The following is a 15,056-nucleotide window of genomic DNA, read 5'->3' as shown; positions in this document are numbered from 1 at the left end:
GTAGAGAGCGCACGCAGGCACGGGGTCGCCCGGAAGGGAGAGCGGACCCAGGCACGAGGTCGCCCGTAGTGAGAGCGGATGCAGGCACGGAGTCGCGCAGTCCTATCGCTGTGGGAGCGGCGTAAGCCGCGATCCGCGCGGCCAGCCCCAGCTTCGCAATCGCGGCTTACGCCGCTCCCACAGGAAGCCGGCCATCGATAGCCAGGGGTAGGAGCGGCGCAAGCCGCGACCGCGGCACGCCGATCAGCTGCGCAACCTCCGATGCCTGTGGCTGCCTGAGCCGCGATCCACGCAGGCAGCCGCAGCTTCGCAATCGCGGCTCACGCCGCTCCCTCAGGAAGCAGGCCATCGATAGCCGGGGGTAGGAGCGGCGCAAGCCGCGACCGCGGCATCCATCAAAGGCGCACGCCGCGATTCCCGCGACCGGCCCAACCGCGACGGCCGCTAAAACCGCCGCCGCAACTCGATCGAACTCTCGGCCGACTCGCTGCCGCCGCCGCCGTCGGAATCGTGGCGTATCGCGAAATCGGTCTCCAGCGTCCAATCCGGCCACAGCGCCACGTCCAGCCGCACCGACTGCTTGACGAAGGTGTCGCCGTGCCCGCTCTCGACGAACACGCGCTGGGTCCAACGCGCGCGATCGCCGATCTTCTGCCCGAAGTTGAGCTCGCCACGCATCACCGCGCCCGGACGGTTGATGCCGTCGTCGTACAGCGGCGCCAACCGATAGCCGGCGCCGAACTGCAGGCCGAGCTGGGTCGGACCGTCGCGCAGCACCTGCAGGCCATACCGGGTGCCGATGCGGAAATCGTTGGAATACGCGCCGCGGCTTTCGCGCGCGGCGGCCGGTGCGCTCAGGCCGATGTAGCGCTGCGAGCCCGGCAGGCGCAACGGCCGCCGCGCTGGCCGTTGCGGCTCGGCCAGTTCGCGTGCCTGCGGCGGCGGAGGCGCCAGCGCCAAGCGCCATTCCTCGTCGCCGCAGCGCGTCGAAAAACAGTACAGCCGCATCTGCGCCGGATCGCTGGCGAGCGCCATCAGCGTGGGGTCGCCGGGGACCGGCATGGTCGGCAATGTGAGGAGGGGGCCGCCCAACAGGGCGAGCCCGAGCAAGCCGGACATCGTCGTGAACAGGGCCGAATAGGTGCCAAGATCATGCCATGGAAGCGATTACAGTCCCAAGACCCAGGCTGAATCGCCGTCGCGACCGCGCCGGAACGCGGTCGCAGCTTCAGTAATACAGTGTGACCAGGTGCCGGGCCTGGGCGAAGAACAGCCAGCGTTCGACCAGCGCGCCCAGCAGCGCGGCGGCCGCCGCCAGCGGGAACGCGACCCAGGCCGCGCCCGGCCACAGCCACACCAGCAGCGCCAGCAGCAGCGGCACGGCCGCGAACGCGAGCACCGCGATCAGGCGAAGCTTGCGCGCGTGCTTGCGCGCGAGCACGTAGCCCATTTCGCGGGTCAGATAGTTGTCTTCGGTATGCGGGCGCTCGAACACGCTGAGCTCGCGACCGGGCAGGCCGACCGCATCAGCGCGGGTGACGGTGAGCGGCGTGCTGTCGATCGCGCGCCAGTAGCGCAGTTTCATCGCCGCCACCGCCAGCGCCAGGATCGCCAAGGCCACCGCCAGCAAGCGCAGCGCGGGGGTAGGGGTACCGGTCGTCGGCAGTACGGCGGCCAGCAACGCCCATCCCGTGAGCAGCGCGAAGCCCAGATAGACCGGTACCACCAGGCGATGGCGCCAGGCCGGAATCGGCGGCAGCGAGGCGTAGATCATCGCGGTGCACGCCACCGTCAGCAGTGCCAGAACGCTCAACGCGCCGCCCAGCCACGGCACCCATGCCGCCAGTCGTGCGGCATCGGCCGCGTCGCCGCGCGCGGCCAGCAGCGCCAGCGCCGCCAACGCCAGCGCGGGTACGAAGGTCGCCAGCGCCAGCACGCCTTCGCGCGACAGCCACGAGGTGCGCCACTGCGAGAACGCGCGCCAGGCGCGCAGCGGCTTGCCCAGGTGGAAGGTGGAAGCCAGCAGCCCGACCGCGGCCAGCACCAGGCCCAGCGCCAGTACGATCAACATCAGCGTTGCCGTCACCGTGACGTCGTCGGACAGCGCATGCAGCGACGCCAAGCGCGAGCTCGCCAGCAACGCGCCCAACCACGCGAGCAAGCCGTAGCCGGCGCCGGACAGCGTGGTGAACAGGATGACCGAAAAAGCAGGATGCATCAGCGCACCGGCAGCGGGCAGCGAGAGTGCAGGGTGGGGCACGCCGCGGTCGCCGCTTGGTTGCGCGATCCATCGATCGCACCGGCGACGGCTTGCGGCGCACGCGGCCGCAGTCGCGGCGTTTCCGCGTTCGCGCGCAGGGCGGTGCCGGCAAGAGCGATGCGCCCCATGCTCATCGCGACAGCACCCGGTCCAGCCAGCGCAGCACCGGCGGCAAGGCGGCGGCGTCCAGCGTTTCCGCGGGCGGCGTGGGCGCGGCGGCGGTATCGCCCGCACGGCGCGGGCGCGGCGGCAGATACTGGTTGGTCGGCTTGTAGCCCAGCTCCGGCATCAGGTCGACGCCGCCGCGCGCGGCGACCAGCTGCGAGACCTTCGACTCCGGATCGCCGAGGTCGCCGAAATGGCGTGCGCGCGTCGGACAGGCCTGCACGCAGGCCGGTTGGCGCTCGGCTTCTTCCAGGTGTTCGTTGTAGATGCGGTCGATGCACAGCGTGCATTTCTTCATCACGCCTTCGACCTGGCTGTACTCGCGCGCGCCGTAAGGGCAGGCCCAGGAGCACAACTTGCAGCCGATGCACTTGTCCTCGTCGACCAGCACGATGCCGTCCTCGGCCCGCTTGTAGCTGGCCCCGGTCGGGCACACGGTCACGCAGGCCGGAGTCTCGCAGTGCAGGCAGGAGCGCGGGAAATGCAGGGTCATCGCCGGTTGCGGCGCCACGCTCTGAGCGCCGCTCCCGCAACCGCCCGACGCCGGCTCCGCCGCCACCTCGTAACTGTGCACGCGGTTGAACCACACCCCGCTGGGATCCTTGCCGTACGGGCTTTCGTCGGTCAGCGGCGCGGCGAAGCCGCCCGCGTTCCATTCCTTGCAGCTCACCGCGCAGGCATGGCAGCCCACGCAGGTGTCCAGGTCGATCACCAGGCCCATCTTCTTCTTGCCCGGCGGCGGCAGGGCGGTCACCGTTTGCGCCCCGTGCTGATCAGCCACACGCCCAACGCGAACAGGGCGATGCCGAAGCTCACGCTGGGCAGCAGGCCCATCAGCACCGGCGTCAGCGAATCGTGGCCGGCGACGCTGCCGACCGGATCGAAGATGCCGGCGCCGATCAGGACCACCAGGGCGAAGCTCAGCGCCACGCAGCACCAGCCGACCAGCATGCGTAAGGAACGTTTCATCGGGATGCCTTGTCGCGGAAAGCCGCGCCGTAGCGCAGCGGTCGGTTGTCGGCCTCGCCCAGCGCCAGCGGCGGGAACTGCGGCGCGCTCTCGCCGACGGGCTCGACGCGTTCGATGCGCACGCGCAGGTCGAACCACGCCGCCTGGCCGGTGACCGGGTCGGCGTTGGCGTAGTCGCCGCGCGGGGTGATGTCGGAAATCAGGTGGTTGAGCAGGAAGCCCTTGCGGCCTTCCGGCGCGTCCTTGGCCAGGCGCCAGGCGCCCTTGCGCTTGCCGATCGCGTTCCAGGTCCAGACCGTGTCGGGCTGCACGTTGCCGGCGAACTTCGCCTGCACCGTGATGCGCCCGTGGTGCGACTGCACCGCGATCCAGTCCTCGTCGGCGATGCCGTGGCGCGCGCCGGTATCCGGATGCAGGTAGAGATAGTTGCGCGCGGTGATCTGGCGCAGCCAGGCGTTCTGCGAACCCCAGGCGTGGTACATGAACATCGGCCGCTGGGTGACCGCGCTGAGCGGGTAGCGGCTGGCCGAGTCGGCTACCTGCGCGCCCTCGAAGGGTTCGTACCAGATCGGCAGCGGGTCGAAGTAGGTCGCCACGCGCTCGCGGTGCTGCTCGGGTGGCCGATGCTCGCCGTGGCCCTGCGCGGCCAGGCGGAACTTCTGCAGGGTTTCCGAATACAGCTGCAGCACGATCGGATCGGCGTGGCCGATGAAGCCCATCTTCTGCGCCCAGTCCAGATAACCGCGGTTGGCCATCTTGAAATAGCGCGCGTGCTCCGGGATCGGGCTGCGCCAGAAACCGCCGTGCTCGATGTAGCGGTCCAGCTGCTGCGGGTTCGGCGGGCCCTTGGCCTCGAGGTCGCCGTGCTCGCCGCGCCAGCCCGCGAGCAGGCCGACGCCGGGCGCGCGCTCGTGGCGCACGATGTAGTCGGCGTAGTCGCGATAGCGCGGGCTGCCGTCCTCGTGCACCAGCCCGGGCAGGCCCAGGCGCGCGCCCAGATCGATCAGCACCGACTGGAAGCCGCGCACGTCGCGGCCCTCGCGCTGCTCCTTGGCGTCGACCACCGGATGACGGATCGCGTCGATCGCGCTCTCGGCATCGGAGATCGGGCGATCGAGCATGCTGATCGCGTCGAAACGTTCCAGATAGGTGGTGTCCGGCAGCACCAGGTCGGCGTAGGCGACCATCTCCGAGGCGTAGGCGTCGGCGTAGATGATGCGCGGGATGCGGTAGTCGCCGCTGTCGTCCTTGTCGGTGAGCCAGCCTATGGTCTCGGAGGTGTTCATGGCCGAGTTCCAGCTCATGTTCGCCATGAACATCATCAGGGTGTCGATCTTGTAGGGATCGCCGGCCCAGGCGTTGCGGATCACGCTGTGCATCATGCCGTGCGCGGACAGCGGGTAGGCCCAGGAGAACGCGTGGTCGATGCGGCGCGGCTGGCCGTGTTCGTCGACCACCAGGTCCTCGGGCGCATGCACGAAGCCCAGCGGCGCCGCATCGAGCACGCCGTTGGCCTGGCGCTGCTTGCCGGGCCGGTTCGGCGGCGCGATCGGTTTCGGGAACGGCGGTTGGTAGCGGAACGAGCCCGGCGTATCCACCGCGCCCAGCAGCATCTGCAGCAGGTGCAGGGCGCGGCAGGTGTGGAAGCCGTTGCTGTGCGCGCTGATGCCGCGCATGGCGTGCATGCTGACCGGGCGCCCGACCATCTCGCTGTGCTCGCGGCCGTGGGCGTCGGTCCAGGCGATCGGCAGGGTCAACGGGTGATCGAACGCGGCCTCGGCCAACTCACGCGCGATGCGGCGGATGGTGTCGGCCGGAATGCCGCAGCGTTCGCTGACCGCGTCGGGCGCGTATTGCGGGTCGAGATAACGCTCGGCGATCAGATGGAACACCGGGCGCGCGCGGCGACCGTCGGGCAGGGTGTATTCGCCGACCACGGCGGGCGAGATGCCGATGGCGTCGGCGCGCAGCGCGCTGCCCTCACCCTGTCCCTCTCCCGCAGGCGGGAGAGGGGATCCTTCGGCGGTATGCGTTGCGTCGTGAACAATGCCGGCTTCGGCCGCGCGCGCGGCGGCCGTGTGCGGCGTATCGGCTGCCTCTCCCGCTTGCGGGAGAGGGCCGGGGTGAGGGTCGCGCACCCAGCACAAGGGATGCCCTTCGCCATCGCGCGCGAACAAGCCGTCGTCCGCGCCGCCCGGATTATCGATCACCAGCCAATGCGCATTCGCATAGCGCACCAGGTAGTCCAGATCGATGCGGTCGGCCTTGAGCAGTTCGTGGATCAGTGCGAACGCGAACAGGCCGTCGGTACCGGGGCGGATCCCGATCCACTCGTCGGCGATCGCGCCGTAGCCGCTGCGCACCGGATTGACCGCGACGATCTTGGCCCCGTGCGCCTTCAACTTGCCCAGGCCCAGCTTGATCGGATTGGAGTCGTGGTCTTCGGCCACGCCCCACAGCATCAGATAGCGCGAGTGCTCCCAGTCGGGTTCGCCGAATTCCCAGAACGAGCCGCCCAGGGTGTACAGGCCGCCGGCGGCCATGTTGACCGAGCAAAAGCCGCCGTGGGCGGCGTAGTTGACCGTGCCGAACTGCTGCGCCCACCAGCCGGTCAGCGCCTGCGACTGGTCGCGGCCGGTGAAGAAGGCCAGCTCATCGGGATTGCGTGCGCGGATCGGCGCCAGCCAGTCGGTGGCGATGCGCAGCGCCTCGTCCCACTCGATCTCTTTGAACTCGCCGCGTCCGCGCTCGCCCACGCGCAGCAGCGGCTTGTCCAGTCGCGCCGGCGAGTAGTGCTGCATGATCCCGGCCGACCCCTTGGCGCAGAGCACGCCCTGATTGACCGGATGCTCGGGATTGCCCTGGATGTAGCGGATCTTGCCGTCGGCCAGCCAGACCTTGATGCCGCAACGGCAGGCGCACATGTAACAGGTCGTGGTCTTGACCTCGTCTCCAGGCGACGGCGACAGGTTCAGAGCTGGCTCTTTGGGAGCGGGCGCGGGCATGCGCGCATTGTGCCTGCGCGCGCCGGTTCCGGCGAGCGCGCGCTCAGGGGCGGCAGTAGCGGCGTTCGTAGTCGACCGCGCGCTCCAGGGCGGCGCGATCGCCGCCGACCGCGAGCGCGGCGATGTCCTTGCGGTTGTCCGGACACGGCGAACTGCGGCCGCCGAACAGGCTGCCGACCTTGTCGATCACCGACGCGGCACTGATCGGCTCGCGCATCGGCACGCCCAGGGTCGCGCCGGCACCGGGCAGGCGTGGGTTGCGGCTGGCGAAGGCGTCGGCCTGCGGTTCCAGCCCCGGCGGCGGGCGATCGCGCGGGCGGCCGGCCTGCTGCAGGTACACGGCCGACAGCGGGCGTCCGCCCAAAGGCTCCGGCGCGGCTTCGACCATCGGCGTCGCCGCGGGCGCAGGCAGGGCGCGTGTCGCTCGCGGTGCGGGTGCGGCTGTGGGCGCGGCGCGCGCGCTGGACGGAGCCGGCGTCGGCGCGCGGGTATCGCGCGGCGAGCTCACGAATACCACCTGCAAGGCCTCGTCCTCGCGCGCGCTCGCGGCGGGCGGGTCGAAGCGGAGGAAGCGGTTGAGCGCCAGGGCCATCAACAGATGCGTCGCGATCACGAGCGAGCCGATCCAGGTCTGCTCGACCCACCACTTCCTTGTCCGCATCGTCGGCTTCCGTTCCGGGGCGACGCATCTTGCGTGCGCGCCGGTTAAACGCTCGTTAGCCGCGATGTCGCGCGGCCGGCGCGCCTACTTCGGCAGCTCGACCCGGATGCCGGGATCGTCGAAACGCGAATAGCGAATGGTGGTCACCACCGGTTTTCCGCGCAGTTGCGCGCTGGTCACGATCTGCAGCGGATAGCCGTTGCCGCCCACCCACAAGGTCATGGTGCTCGCTTGCGGCTGGGTATGGTCGACGCGGTACTTGCGCGTCGCCACCCCGTCCAGGCTTTCGCTGCCCAGCGCGGTGACGCTCATGGTCTTGGCGTTCTCGGCCAGGCGCGCCGGGTCGCGCCATTGCGACAGCGTGCCCTGGGGCAGCGGCACCTTCATGCTTCGGCCGCCCACGTTCAGATACATGGTGTCGCCGACGACGGTCTGCTCGCCCGCGCCGGCCATGCGCATGCGGTAGCGGCCGGGCGCGGCGTAGTCGATGTCGTTGCGCATCGGGCGCTCGCCGGTCGAGCTCATGGTCGCGTGGAAGCTGCGCGCGGCCAGGAATTTGTCGATCGAGGCCGTCACCTCCTCGCGCGGACCGGCCCAGACCGCCGCCGGCGACAGCGTTACAGCCAAGCACAGCAAGCTTCTTGCGCACCCGATCACGTTCATGGCCCATCCGGCAGTAGCGGCCGTGCATCGGCCGATGCCATGCTTAACGCGGGAATCGCCCCCGACCAGCCAGACACGGCCGCCGAATCGCCATGGAACGCATCGAACGCATCCACGCCCTGCACCGCATCCTGACCGCCGCGCGCTATCCGGTGACCGTGCAGCGCCTGCAGGAGGACCTGGAATGCTCGCGCGCCACGGTCTATCGCGACCTGGCCTATCTGCGCGACTACCTGATGGCGCCGGTGGTCGGCAACGGCGAAGCCGGCTTCCGCTACGACAGCAGCGAGGGCGACCGCTTCGAGCTGCCGGGTCTGTGGCTGAGCTCGGAAGAGCTGCATTCGCTGCTGGCCGCGCAGCAGTTGCTGCTGCGCAGCGGCGGCGGCGTGTTGTCGAACGCGCTCGCGCCGTTGCAGCACCGCATCGAGAAGCTGCTGGACGAACACGCCGGCGGCCGCCGGGTGCCGGTCGAGCGCGTGCGGGTGATCCCGCACCGCACCCGCCGCCTGGACGAAACCGCGTTCCGCAACGTCGCCACCGCGGTGCTGGACCGCAAGGTCCTGAGCTTCGAATACCGCGCGCGCTCCACCGACGAGCGCACCCGCCGCAACGTCTCGCCGCAGCGCCTGACCCACTATCGCGAAAACTGGTACCTGGACGCCTGGGACCACGAGCGCGACGCGCTGCGCAGTTTCTCGGTCGACCGCATCAGCGGCGCCCGCATCGGCGAGGGCGAGGCGCGCGACGTGCCCGACGAGGAGCTCGACCGCCACCTCGCCTCCAGCTACGGCATCTTCTCCGGCACCCCCAAGGGCTGGGCCACCATCGTGTTCAGCGCCAAGGCCGCGCGCTGGGTCGCCGACGAGCACTGGCATTCGCAGCAGCAGGGCCGCTTCCTGCCCGACGGCCGCTACGAACTCAAGCTGCCCTACAGCGCCGGCCGCGAGCTGCTGATGGACGTGATGCATTACGGCAGCGACGCCGAGATCGTCGAGCCGACGGTGCTGCGCGAACAGGCCAAGAGCATGCTGTCGCTGGCGCTGGCCAACTACGACCGCTGATGGCCGGCGCCGACGCTCCGCGCATCCGCAGCGACGAGCATGTCGCGCTGGTGCTGGGCGCGGGCGGCGCGCGCGGGCTGGCCCAGATCGGCGTGATCGAGGCGCTGCAGGCGCGCTCGATCAACATCGTCGCCGTGGCCGGTTCCTCCAGCGGCGCCCTGGTCGGCGGCCTGTACGCGGCCGGCAAGCTCGACGCCTATCGCGACTGGCTGTACAGCCTCAGCCGCACCGACATGCTGCGCCTGCTGGACCCCGCGCTGGGCCAGGCCTCGCTGTTCCGCGGCGAACGCCTGATGCAGGCCCTGCGCGAACTCGCCGGCGAGCCGCGCATCGAGGACCTGCCGATCGCCTTCACCGCGGTCGCGGTGGACCTGATGCGCCAGCGCGAAGTCTGGCTGCGCGAGGGCGATCTGTGGGATGCGGTGCGCGCCTCGATCGCGATCCCCGGCGTGTTCACCCCCTATGAAGTGCACGGCCGCGAGCTGGTCGACGGCGGCCTGCTGGCGCCGCTGCCGATCGCGGCGACGCGGCTGTCCGACGCCCACCGTCTGATCGCGGTGGACATGCACGGCTGGCCGCAGCGCCCGCCCGGCACGCCGGCGCGGCGCAACGGCGGCGACGACGGCGCCAGGCAGGCCGACGAGGCCGAGGCCCAGGCCGTGCACACCCGCAGCGCGCGTCTGTGGCGCTGGTTCGGCCAACGCTGGCGGCGCGAGAACGCGGCCTCGGCGCCGGTCGCCGACGCGGCCGGTCACGAACTGGGCTTCACCGAGCTGATGGCGCGTTCGCTGGACACCATGCAGGCCCAGATCGCGCGCGTGCAGTTGGCCCTGGATCCGCCCGAACTGGTGATCCGCATCCCGCGCGACGCCTGCCAGTTCTACGAATTCTGGCGCGCGCGCGAACTGATCGCGTTGGGCCGCGCGGAAGCCGATAAAGCCCTGGACGCAGCGGGCTACTAGCGAAGCCTCCGCTTTTGCCGTGGGGTAGGAGCGGCGTAAGCCGCGACCGTGATTTCCACCTGCAGCGAACTTACAGCCACCGCCGTAGTTTCGGATCGCGGCTTGCGCCGCTCCTACCCCCAAGCCGGGTCGGGCGCGGCCGTAGGATGCGGTGAGCCACAGGCCAACCGCATCGCCGCGCCCTCCATGCGCCGGCGCCGGCGCAAGCGCCGCGAACGCCGCCTCAAACCCCTCGCACCCCCTCGAATCGAGGGTCGCAGCCTCTGAGACGCCCCCGTCCCAAGGTGAGCCCATCGGGCCGCCAGGCCCGGTCCCGCCACCCGGAGCCTCGCCATGCGCCAGTCCGTCGCCCGCCTCGATTCCTCCCGCCCCGCCGCCGACCCGATCGACCCGCGCGTCGAGCAGGCCCTGCGCTACATCGTCGCCATCGGCGCGGTGCTGGTGCTGCTGCTGCCGGCCGCGCGCGCCAACAGCGCCCAGATTGGCTGGCTGCCGCTGTGGCTGCTGGCGATGCCGCTGACCGCCTGGTGGGCGCTGCACCGCTTCCGCCTGCCGTGGCGCGCCGAGGATCAGGCCGCGCCCGCGGCCGCGCGCCGCCGCCGGCCGGGCGCCCAGGCCCGGCGCCGCGCGCGCCCGCTCGCACGCAGCGCCGCCGCGCGCGCGGCCTGAAACGCCTCAACGCGCAAAGTCGCGCTCGCGCGCGTCGCGGCTGGGGCGCGATCGGCGCCGAAAAGCCCGCGAATAGCGCCATAACGCGTGCGCGGCACACCCTCCCCACATGACTTCGGGCACGGCGGGGCGCGTCGGGCCCTGTGCTAGCGTTCGGCCTTTCCCTGTATTCGCGGAGCGCCGATGTCCACGCTGTCCAAGGCCTGCAAGCCGTTGCTCGTTTCGGTAGGAATGATCTCCATCGGCATCGCCGGTCTGGGGGCCCCGGTCGCCACCGCCGCTGCCGCCGAGGAGGCCGCCAAAATGACCACCGACGGGTCCGATCCCTACGCCTGGCTGGAAGACGTGCAGGGCGAGCGCCCGCTGGCCTGGGTGCGCGAGCGCAATGCCCAGGCCGAGGCCGAGCTGGCCGCCACGCCCGCGTTCAAGACGCTGGAAGCCGACATCCGCGCCATCCTCGATTCCGACGCCAAGATCCCCGGCGTGATGAAGATCGGCGACCACTACTACAACTTCTGGAAGGACGCGAAGCATCAGCGCGGCCTGTGGCGCCGCACCACCCTGGCCGAGTACCGCAAGGACAAGCCGGCCTGGGAAACCGTGATCGACCTGGACGCGCTCAACAAGGCCGAGGGCGAGAACTGGGTCTGGCACGGCGCCGACTGCCTCAAGCCGCAGTACCAGCGCTGCCTGATCGCGCTCTCGCGCGGCGGCGCCGACGCCGACGTCACCCGCGAGTTCGACCTGGGCACCCAGACCTGGGTCAAGGACGGCTACTTCCGTCCCGAGGCCAAGGGCGGCCTGCAGTGGATCGACCGCGACAACGTCTACGTGTTCACCGATTTCGGCGCCGGCAGCATGACCTCGTCGGGCTACCCGCGCATCGTCAAGCAGTGGAAGCGCGGCACCCCGCTCAGCGCGGCCAGCGTGGTCTACGAAGGCACCGCGGAGGACATGTACATCTCCGCCGGCCATGACCCCACCGAAGGGTTCGAGCGCGACTTCGTCTCGCGCACCATCGCCTTCTACAACAACGAGCTCTACTTGCGCGGCGCCGACGGCAAGCTGACCAAGATCGACGCGCCGAACTCGGCCGAGAAGGGCGTGCACCGCGAGTGGCTGACCCTGGAGCTGCGCGAGCCCTACAGCGCCGGCGGCAAGACCTATAAGCCGGGCAGCCTGATCGTCACCCGCTTCGACGACTTCATGGCCGGCAAGCGCGATTTCACCGTGCTGTTCGAGCCGACCGAGCGCAGCTCGCTGGCCGGCACCACCTGGACCCGCAACAAGCTGGTGCTCAACGTCATGGAGGACGTGAAGTACAAGCTCAGCGTGCTCACCCCGGGCAGCTGGCAGCGCAGCGAATTCGTCGGCGCGCCGGCCTTCGGCAGCATCGGCGTGTCGGCGGTGGACGACGACGAGAGCGACGACGTCTGGCTGACCGCCACCGACTACCTCACCCCGACCACGCTGTCGCTGGCCAAGCTCGGCCAGCAGCCGGAAACGCTCAAGACCATGCCGACCTTCTTCGACGGGTCGAACAACGTGATCGAGCAGCACTTCGCGACCAGCAAGGACGGCACCAAAGTGCCGTACTTCATGGTCCGTCCGAAGAACCTCAAGCTCGACGGCAGCACCCCGACCCTGCTGTACGGCTACGGCGGCTTCGAAGTATCGATGACCCCGGGCTACTCCGGCGGCGTCGGCAAGGGCTGGCTGGAGAAGGGCGGCGTGTACGTGGTCGCCAACATCCGCGGCGGCGGCGAGTACGGCCCGCGCTGGCACCAGGCCGCGCTCAAGGCCAACCGCCACAAGGCCTACGAGGACTTCGCCGCGGTCGCGCAGGACCTGATCGCGCGCAAGGTCACCTCGCCCAAGCACCTGGGCGTGCAGGGCGGCAGCAACGGCGGCCTGCTCACCGGCAACATGCTGACCCAGTACCCGGAGCTGTTCGGCGCCGTGGTCGTGCAGGTGCCGCTGCTGGACATGAAGCGTTACAGCCACCTGCTGGCCGGCGCCTCGTGGATGGCCGAGTACGGCGATCCGGATACGGCCGACTGGGACTTCATCAAGACCTTCTCGCCCTACCACCTGTTCGACGCCAAGCGCGACTATCCGCCGACCCTATTCACCACCTCGACCCGCGACGACCGCGTCCACCCCGGCCACGCGCGCAAGATGATGGCCAAGATGCTGGAAGCCGGTAAGGACGTGCGCTACTACGAGAACATCGAAGGCGGCCACGGCGGTTCGGCCAACAACGCCCAGGCCGCCCACATGAGCGCGCTGGCCTACACCTTCCTGTGGGACAAGCTGTCCAAGTAAGGCCCTAGCGACGGGCGCCGCACGGCGCCCGTCCTCCCCGGCAGGCATGCCCCGCGGCGGCTCGCGGCCCGCCGGCCATTGCGCTCTTCGCGAACGGACCCTATTTATGAAACCGACCTCCCTCCTGCTGGCCGCCACGCTACTGATGACCACGACCCCCAACGCCTCCGCCGCCGACGCCACGCTGCCGCCCGACGTGGCCAAGAAGCCGCATGTGGTCAAGGCCCCGCACGGCGCCCAGCGCAACGACGAGTACTACTGGCTGCGCGACGACAAGCGCGAGAATAAGGAGATGCTGGCCTATCTCGAGGCCGAGAACGCCTACGCGACCGCGCAGATGACGGCGCTGAAGCCGCTGGAGAACAGGCTGTACGACGAGATCGTCGCGCGCATCAAGCAGGACGACAGTTCGGTGCCCAGCCGCGAGCGCGGCTATTGGTACTACAGCCGTTTCGAGACCGGCCAGGACTATCCGATCCACGCCCGCCGCAAGGACGGTCCCGGCGTGGACGCGGCCTCGATCCAGAAGGCCAACGCCGACGGCGATTTCGCCGGCGAGACGGTGCTGCTGGACGTCAACGCCCTGGCCAAGGACAAGAAGTACTACCAGGTCGGCGACTACGCGATCAGCCAGGACAACCAGCTGCTGGCCTACGCCGACGACACCAACGGCCGCCGCCAGTACACCGTGCGCTTCAAGAACCTGGCCACCGGCGAGACCTACGCCGACGAGATCAAGGGCGTGTCCGCCAACCTGGTCTGGGCCGACGACAACAAGACCTTGTTCTACGTCGAGAACGATCCCGAGACGCTGCTGACCAAGCGCGTCAAGAAGCACGTGCTCGGCACCCCGGTCGCCCAGGACGCGGTGGTCTACGAGGAGAAGGACGACAGCTTCTACATGGGCATCGATCGCACCCGCGACGATCGCTACATCGTGATCGGCGTGAGCAGCACCGTTTCCGACGAACTGCGCTACGCCCCCGCGGCCGACCCCAGCGCGTTCACCGTGCTGGCGCCGCGCGCGCGCGATGTCGAGTACGACGCCGATCACTTCGGCGACCGCTGGGTGATCCGCACCAATGCCGACCGCGCCACCAACTTCAAGGTCGTCACCGCGCCCAGCGGCTCGACCTCGCGCAAGGACTGGAAGGACTGGATCGCGCACCGCGACGACGTCTACATCGAAGGCGTCGAACTGTTCCAGGGCTATACCGCCGTGGCCGAGCGCTCCGACGCGCTGGAGCGCGTCCGCATCCTCAAGGCCAACGGCGAATCGGAGTTCGTGAAGGCCGACGAGCCGGCGTACTCGATGGGCCTGTCGTCCAACCCCGAAGCCGATACCCCGTGGCTGCGCTACAGCTACACCTCGCTGACCACGCCCGCCACGGTCTACGAATTGAACGTGGACACCGGCGAGCGCCGCCTGCTCAAGCGCCAGCCGGTGCTGGGCGGCTTCGACGCGGCGCAGTACGTGACCGAGCGCGTCTGGGTGCCGGCGCGCGACGGCGCCCGCATCCCGGTCTCGCTGGTCTACAAGCGCGGCTTCGAGAAGAACGGCAAGGCCGCTCTGCTGCAGTACGGCTACGGCAGCTACGGCGCCTCGATGGACCCGGGCTTCAGCGTCGTCAACGTCAGCCTGCTCGACCGCGGCATGGTCTATGCGATCGCGCATATCCGCGGCGGCGAGGAAATGGGCCGCAAGTGGTACGAGGACGGCAAGCTGCTGAAGAAGAAGAATACCTTCACCGACTTCATCGACGTCACCGACTACCTGGTCAAGGCTGGCTACGCCGCGCCCGACCGCGTCGCGGCCTACGGCGGCAGCGCCGGCGGCCTGCTGATGGGCGCGATCGCCAACATGGCGCCGGACAAGTACCGGGTGATCCTGTCGCAGGTGCCCTTCGTCGACGTGGTCACCACCATGCTGGACGCCAGCATCCCGTTGACCACCAACGAATACGACGAGTGGGGCAACCCGGAGCAGAAGAAGTACTACGACTACATGCTCACGTACTCGCCCTACGACAACCTGTCCAAGCAGGCCTACCCGGCGATGTTCGTCGGCACCGGCCTGTGGGATTCGCAGGTGCAGTACTTCGAGCCGGCCAAGTACGTGGCGCGCCTGCGCGATCTGAACACCGGCGCCTACCCGCTGCTGTTCCGCACCAACATGGAAGCCGGCCACGGCGGCAAGTCCGGCCGCTTCCAGCGCTATCGCGAAACCTCCGAGATGTTCGCCTTCATGCTCGGCCAGCTCGGTCTGGCCGGCGGCGGTGCCGCCACCGCAACGCACTGACGCATCGCCGGTGCGGC

At 69.7% G+C, this 15,056-nt stretch carries 12 protein-coding genes; 5 read left to right on the top strand and 7 right to left on the bottom strand.

Annotated elements, in window-relative coordinates:
• Positions 1-444: 444 nt before the first annotated feature.
• The 7 genes from BMZ45_RS05745 to BMZ45_RS05715 all read right to left on the bottom strand — a co-directional run bounded on the left by BMZ45_RS05745 (position 445) and on the right by BMZ45_RS05715 (position 7,723).
• A complete protein-coding gene (locus BMZ45_RS05745; protein WP_175488938.1) occupies positions 445-1,062 on the bottom strand; it encodes a DUF481 domain-containing protein in 618 nt (205 codons plus the stop codon).
• Positions 1,063-1,228: 166 nt separating this feature from the next.
• Entirely contained in the window at positions 1,229-2,218 is a 990-nt protein-coding gene (locus BMZ45_RS05740; protein WP_091633448.1) for a dimethyl sulfoxide reductase anchor subunit family protein, read from the bottom strand.
• Positions 2,219-2,390: 172 nt separating this feature from the next.
• A complete protein-coding gene (locus tag BMZ45_RS05735; RefSeq protein WP_305791364.1) occupies positions 2,391-3,179 on the bottom strand; it encodes a 4Fe-4S dicluster domain-containing protein in 789 nt (262 codons plus the stop codon).
• Positions 3,176-3,394, bottom strand: a complete 219-nt coding sequence (locus tag BMZ45_RS05730) for a hypothetical protein (RefSeq protein ID WP_139215404.1) — start codon at positions 3,392-3,394, stop codon at positions 3,176-3,178. The genes BMZ45_RS05735 and BMZ45_RS05730 overlap by 4 nt, the downstream gene beginning before the upstream one ends.
• A complete protein-coding gene (locus BMZ45_RS05725; protein ID WP_091633447.1) occupies positions 3,391-6,399 on the bottom strand; it encodes a molybdopterin oxidoreductase family protein in 3,009 nt (1,002 codons plus the stop codon). The genes BMZ45_RS05730 and BMZ45_RS05725 overlap by 4 nt, the downstream gene beginning before the upstream one ends.
• A 43-nt stretch (positions 6,400-6,442) precedes the next feature.
• A complete protein-coding gene (locus tag BMZ45_RS05720; protein WP_139215403.1) occupies positions 6,443-7,060 on the bottom strand; it encodes a hypothetical protein in 618 nt (205 codons plus the stop codon).
• Between the two features lie 84 nt (positions 7,061-7,144).
• Complete coding sequence (locus BMZ45_RS05715; RefSeq protein WP_139215402.1) at positions 7,145-7,723, bottom strand: LolA family protein; 579 nt, start codon at positions 7,721-7,723, stop codon at positions 7,145-7,147.
• A 92-nt stretch (positions 7,724-7,815) separates the two neighbouring features.
• On the opposite strand from BMZ45_RS05715, the gene BMZ45_RS05710 reads away from it, so the two are divergent.
• The 5 genes from BMZ45_RS05710 (at position 7,816) to BMZ45_RS05690 (ending at position 15,039) form a co-directional block, all read left to right on the top strand.
• Positions 7,816-8,784 carry a helix-turn-helix transcriptional regulator gene (locus tag BMZ45_RS05710; RefSeq protein ID WP_091633439.1) on the top strand — a complete coding sequence of 323 codons (969 nt, stop codon included), beginning with the start codon at positions 7,816-7,818 and terminating at the stop codon, positions 8,782-8,784.
• Entirely contained in the window at positions 8,784-9,746 is a 963-nt protein-coding gene (locus tag BMZ45_RS05705; RefSeq protein ID WP_091633436.1) for a patatin-like phospholipase family protein, read from the top strand. Before BMZ45_RS05710 ends, BMZ45_RS05705 begins: the two co-directional genes overlap by 1 nt.
• A gap of 333 nt (positions 9,747-10,079) precedes the next feature.
• Positions 10,080-10,415, top strand: coding sequence for a hypothetical protein (locus BMZ45_RS05700; protein ID WP_091633433.1), 336 nt, complete (start codon positions 10,080-10,082; stop codon positions 10,413-10,415).
• A gap of 183 nt (positions 10,416-10,598) precedes the next feature.
• Positions 10,599-12,740 (top strand): prolyl oligopeptidase family serine peptidase, encoded by a 2,142-nt coding sequence (locus BMZ45_RS05695; protein WP_254776539.1) that lies wholly within the window; start codon positions 10,599-10,601, stop codon positions 12,738-12,740.
• 106 nt (positions 12,741-12,846) lie between these two features.
• Positions 12,847-15,039: a S9 family peptidase gene (locus BMZ45_RS05690; RefSeq protein ID WP_091633427.1), complete on the top strand. Its 2,193-nt coding sequence runs from the start codon at positions 12,847-12,849 to the stop codon at positions 15,037-15,039.
• The last annotated feature ends 17 nt before the right edge of the window (positions 15,040-15,056 follow it).

Origin of the sequence: Lysobacter sp. cf310 (assembly GCF_900114355.1) — a bacterium.
In the GTDB taxonomy this organism is placed as follows: domain Bacteria; phylum Pseudomonadota; class Gammaproteobacteria; order Xanthomonadales; family Xanthomonadaceae; genus Lysobacter.
This window is presented reverse-complemented; position numbering and strand designations above follow the sequence as displayed.

Bases quoted from the DNA above. Each gene is read 5' to 3' on its own strand.
- BMZ45_RS05745 (WP_175488938.1), bottom strand. From the start codon at position 1,062: ATGCCGGTCCCCGGCGACCCCACGCTGATGGCGCTCGCCAGCGATCCG.
- BMZ45_RS05740 (WP_091633448.1), bottom strand. From the start codon at position 2,218: ATGCATCCTGCTTTTTCGGTCATCCTGTTCACCACGCTGTCCGGCGCC.
- BMZ45_RS05730 (WP_139215404.1), bottom strand. From the start codon at position 3,394: ATGAAACGTTCCTTACGCATGCTGGTCGGCTGGTGCTGCGTGGCGCTG.
- BMZ45_RS05725 (WP_091633447.1), bottom strand. From the start codon at position 6,399: ATGCCCGCGCCCGCTCCCAAAGAGCCAGCTCTGAACCTGTCGCCGTCG.
- BMZ45_RS05720 (WP_139215403.1), bottom strand. From the start codon at position 7,060: ATGCGGACAAGGAAGTGGTGGGTCGAGCAGACCTGGATCGGCTCGCTC.
- BMZ45_RS05715 (WP_139215402.1), bottom strand. From the start codon at position 7,723: ATGAACGTGATCGGGTGCGCAAGAAGCTTGCTGTGCTTGGCTGTAACG.
- BMZ45_RS05710 (WP_091633439.1), top strand. From the start codon at position 7,816: ATGGAACGCATCGAACGCATCCACGCCCTGCACCGCATCCTGACCGCC.
- BMZ45_RS05705 (WP_091633436.1), top strand. From the start codon at position 8,784: ATGGCCGGCGCCGACGCTCCGCGCATCCGCAGCGACGAGCATGTCGCG.
- BMZ45_RS05700 (WP_091633433.1), top strand. From the start codon at position 10,080: ATGCGCCAGTCCGTCGCCCGCCTCGATTCCTCCCGCCCCGCCGCCGAC.
- BMZ45_RS05695 (WP_254776539.1), top strand. From the start codon at position 10,599: ATGTCCACGCTGTCCAAGGCCTGCAAGCCGTTGCTCGTTTCGGTAGGA.
- BMZ45_RS05690 (WP_091633427.1), top strand. From the start codon at position 12,847: ATGAAACCGACCTCCCTCCTGCTGGCCGCCACGCTACTGATGACCACG.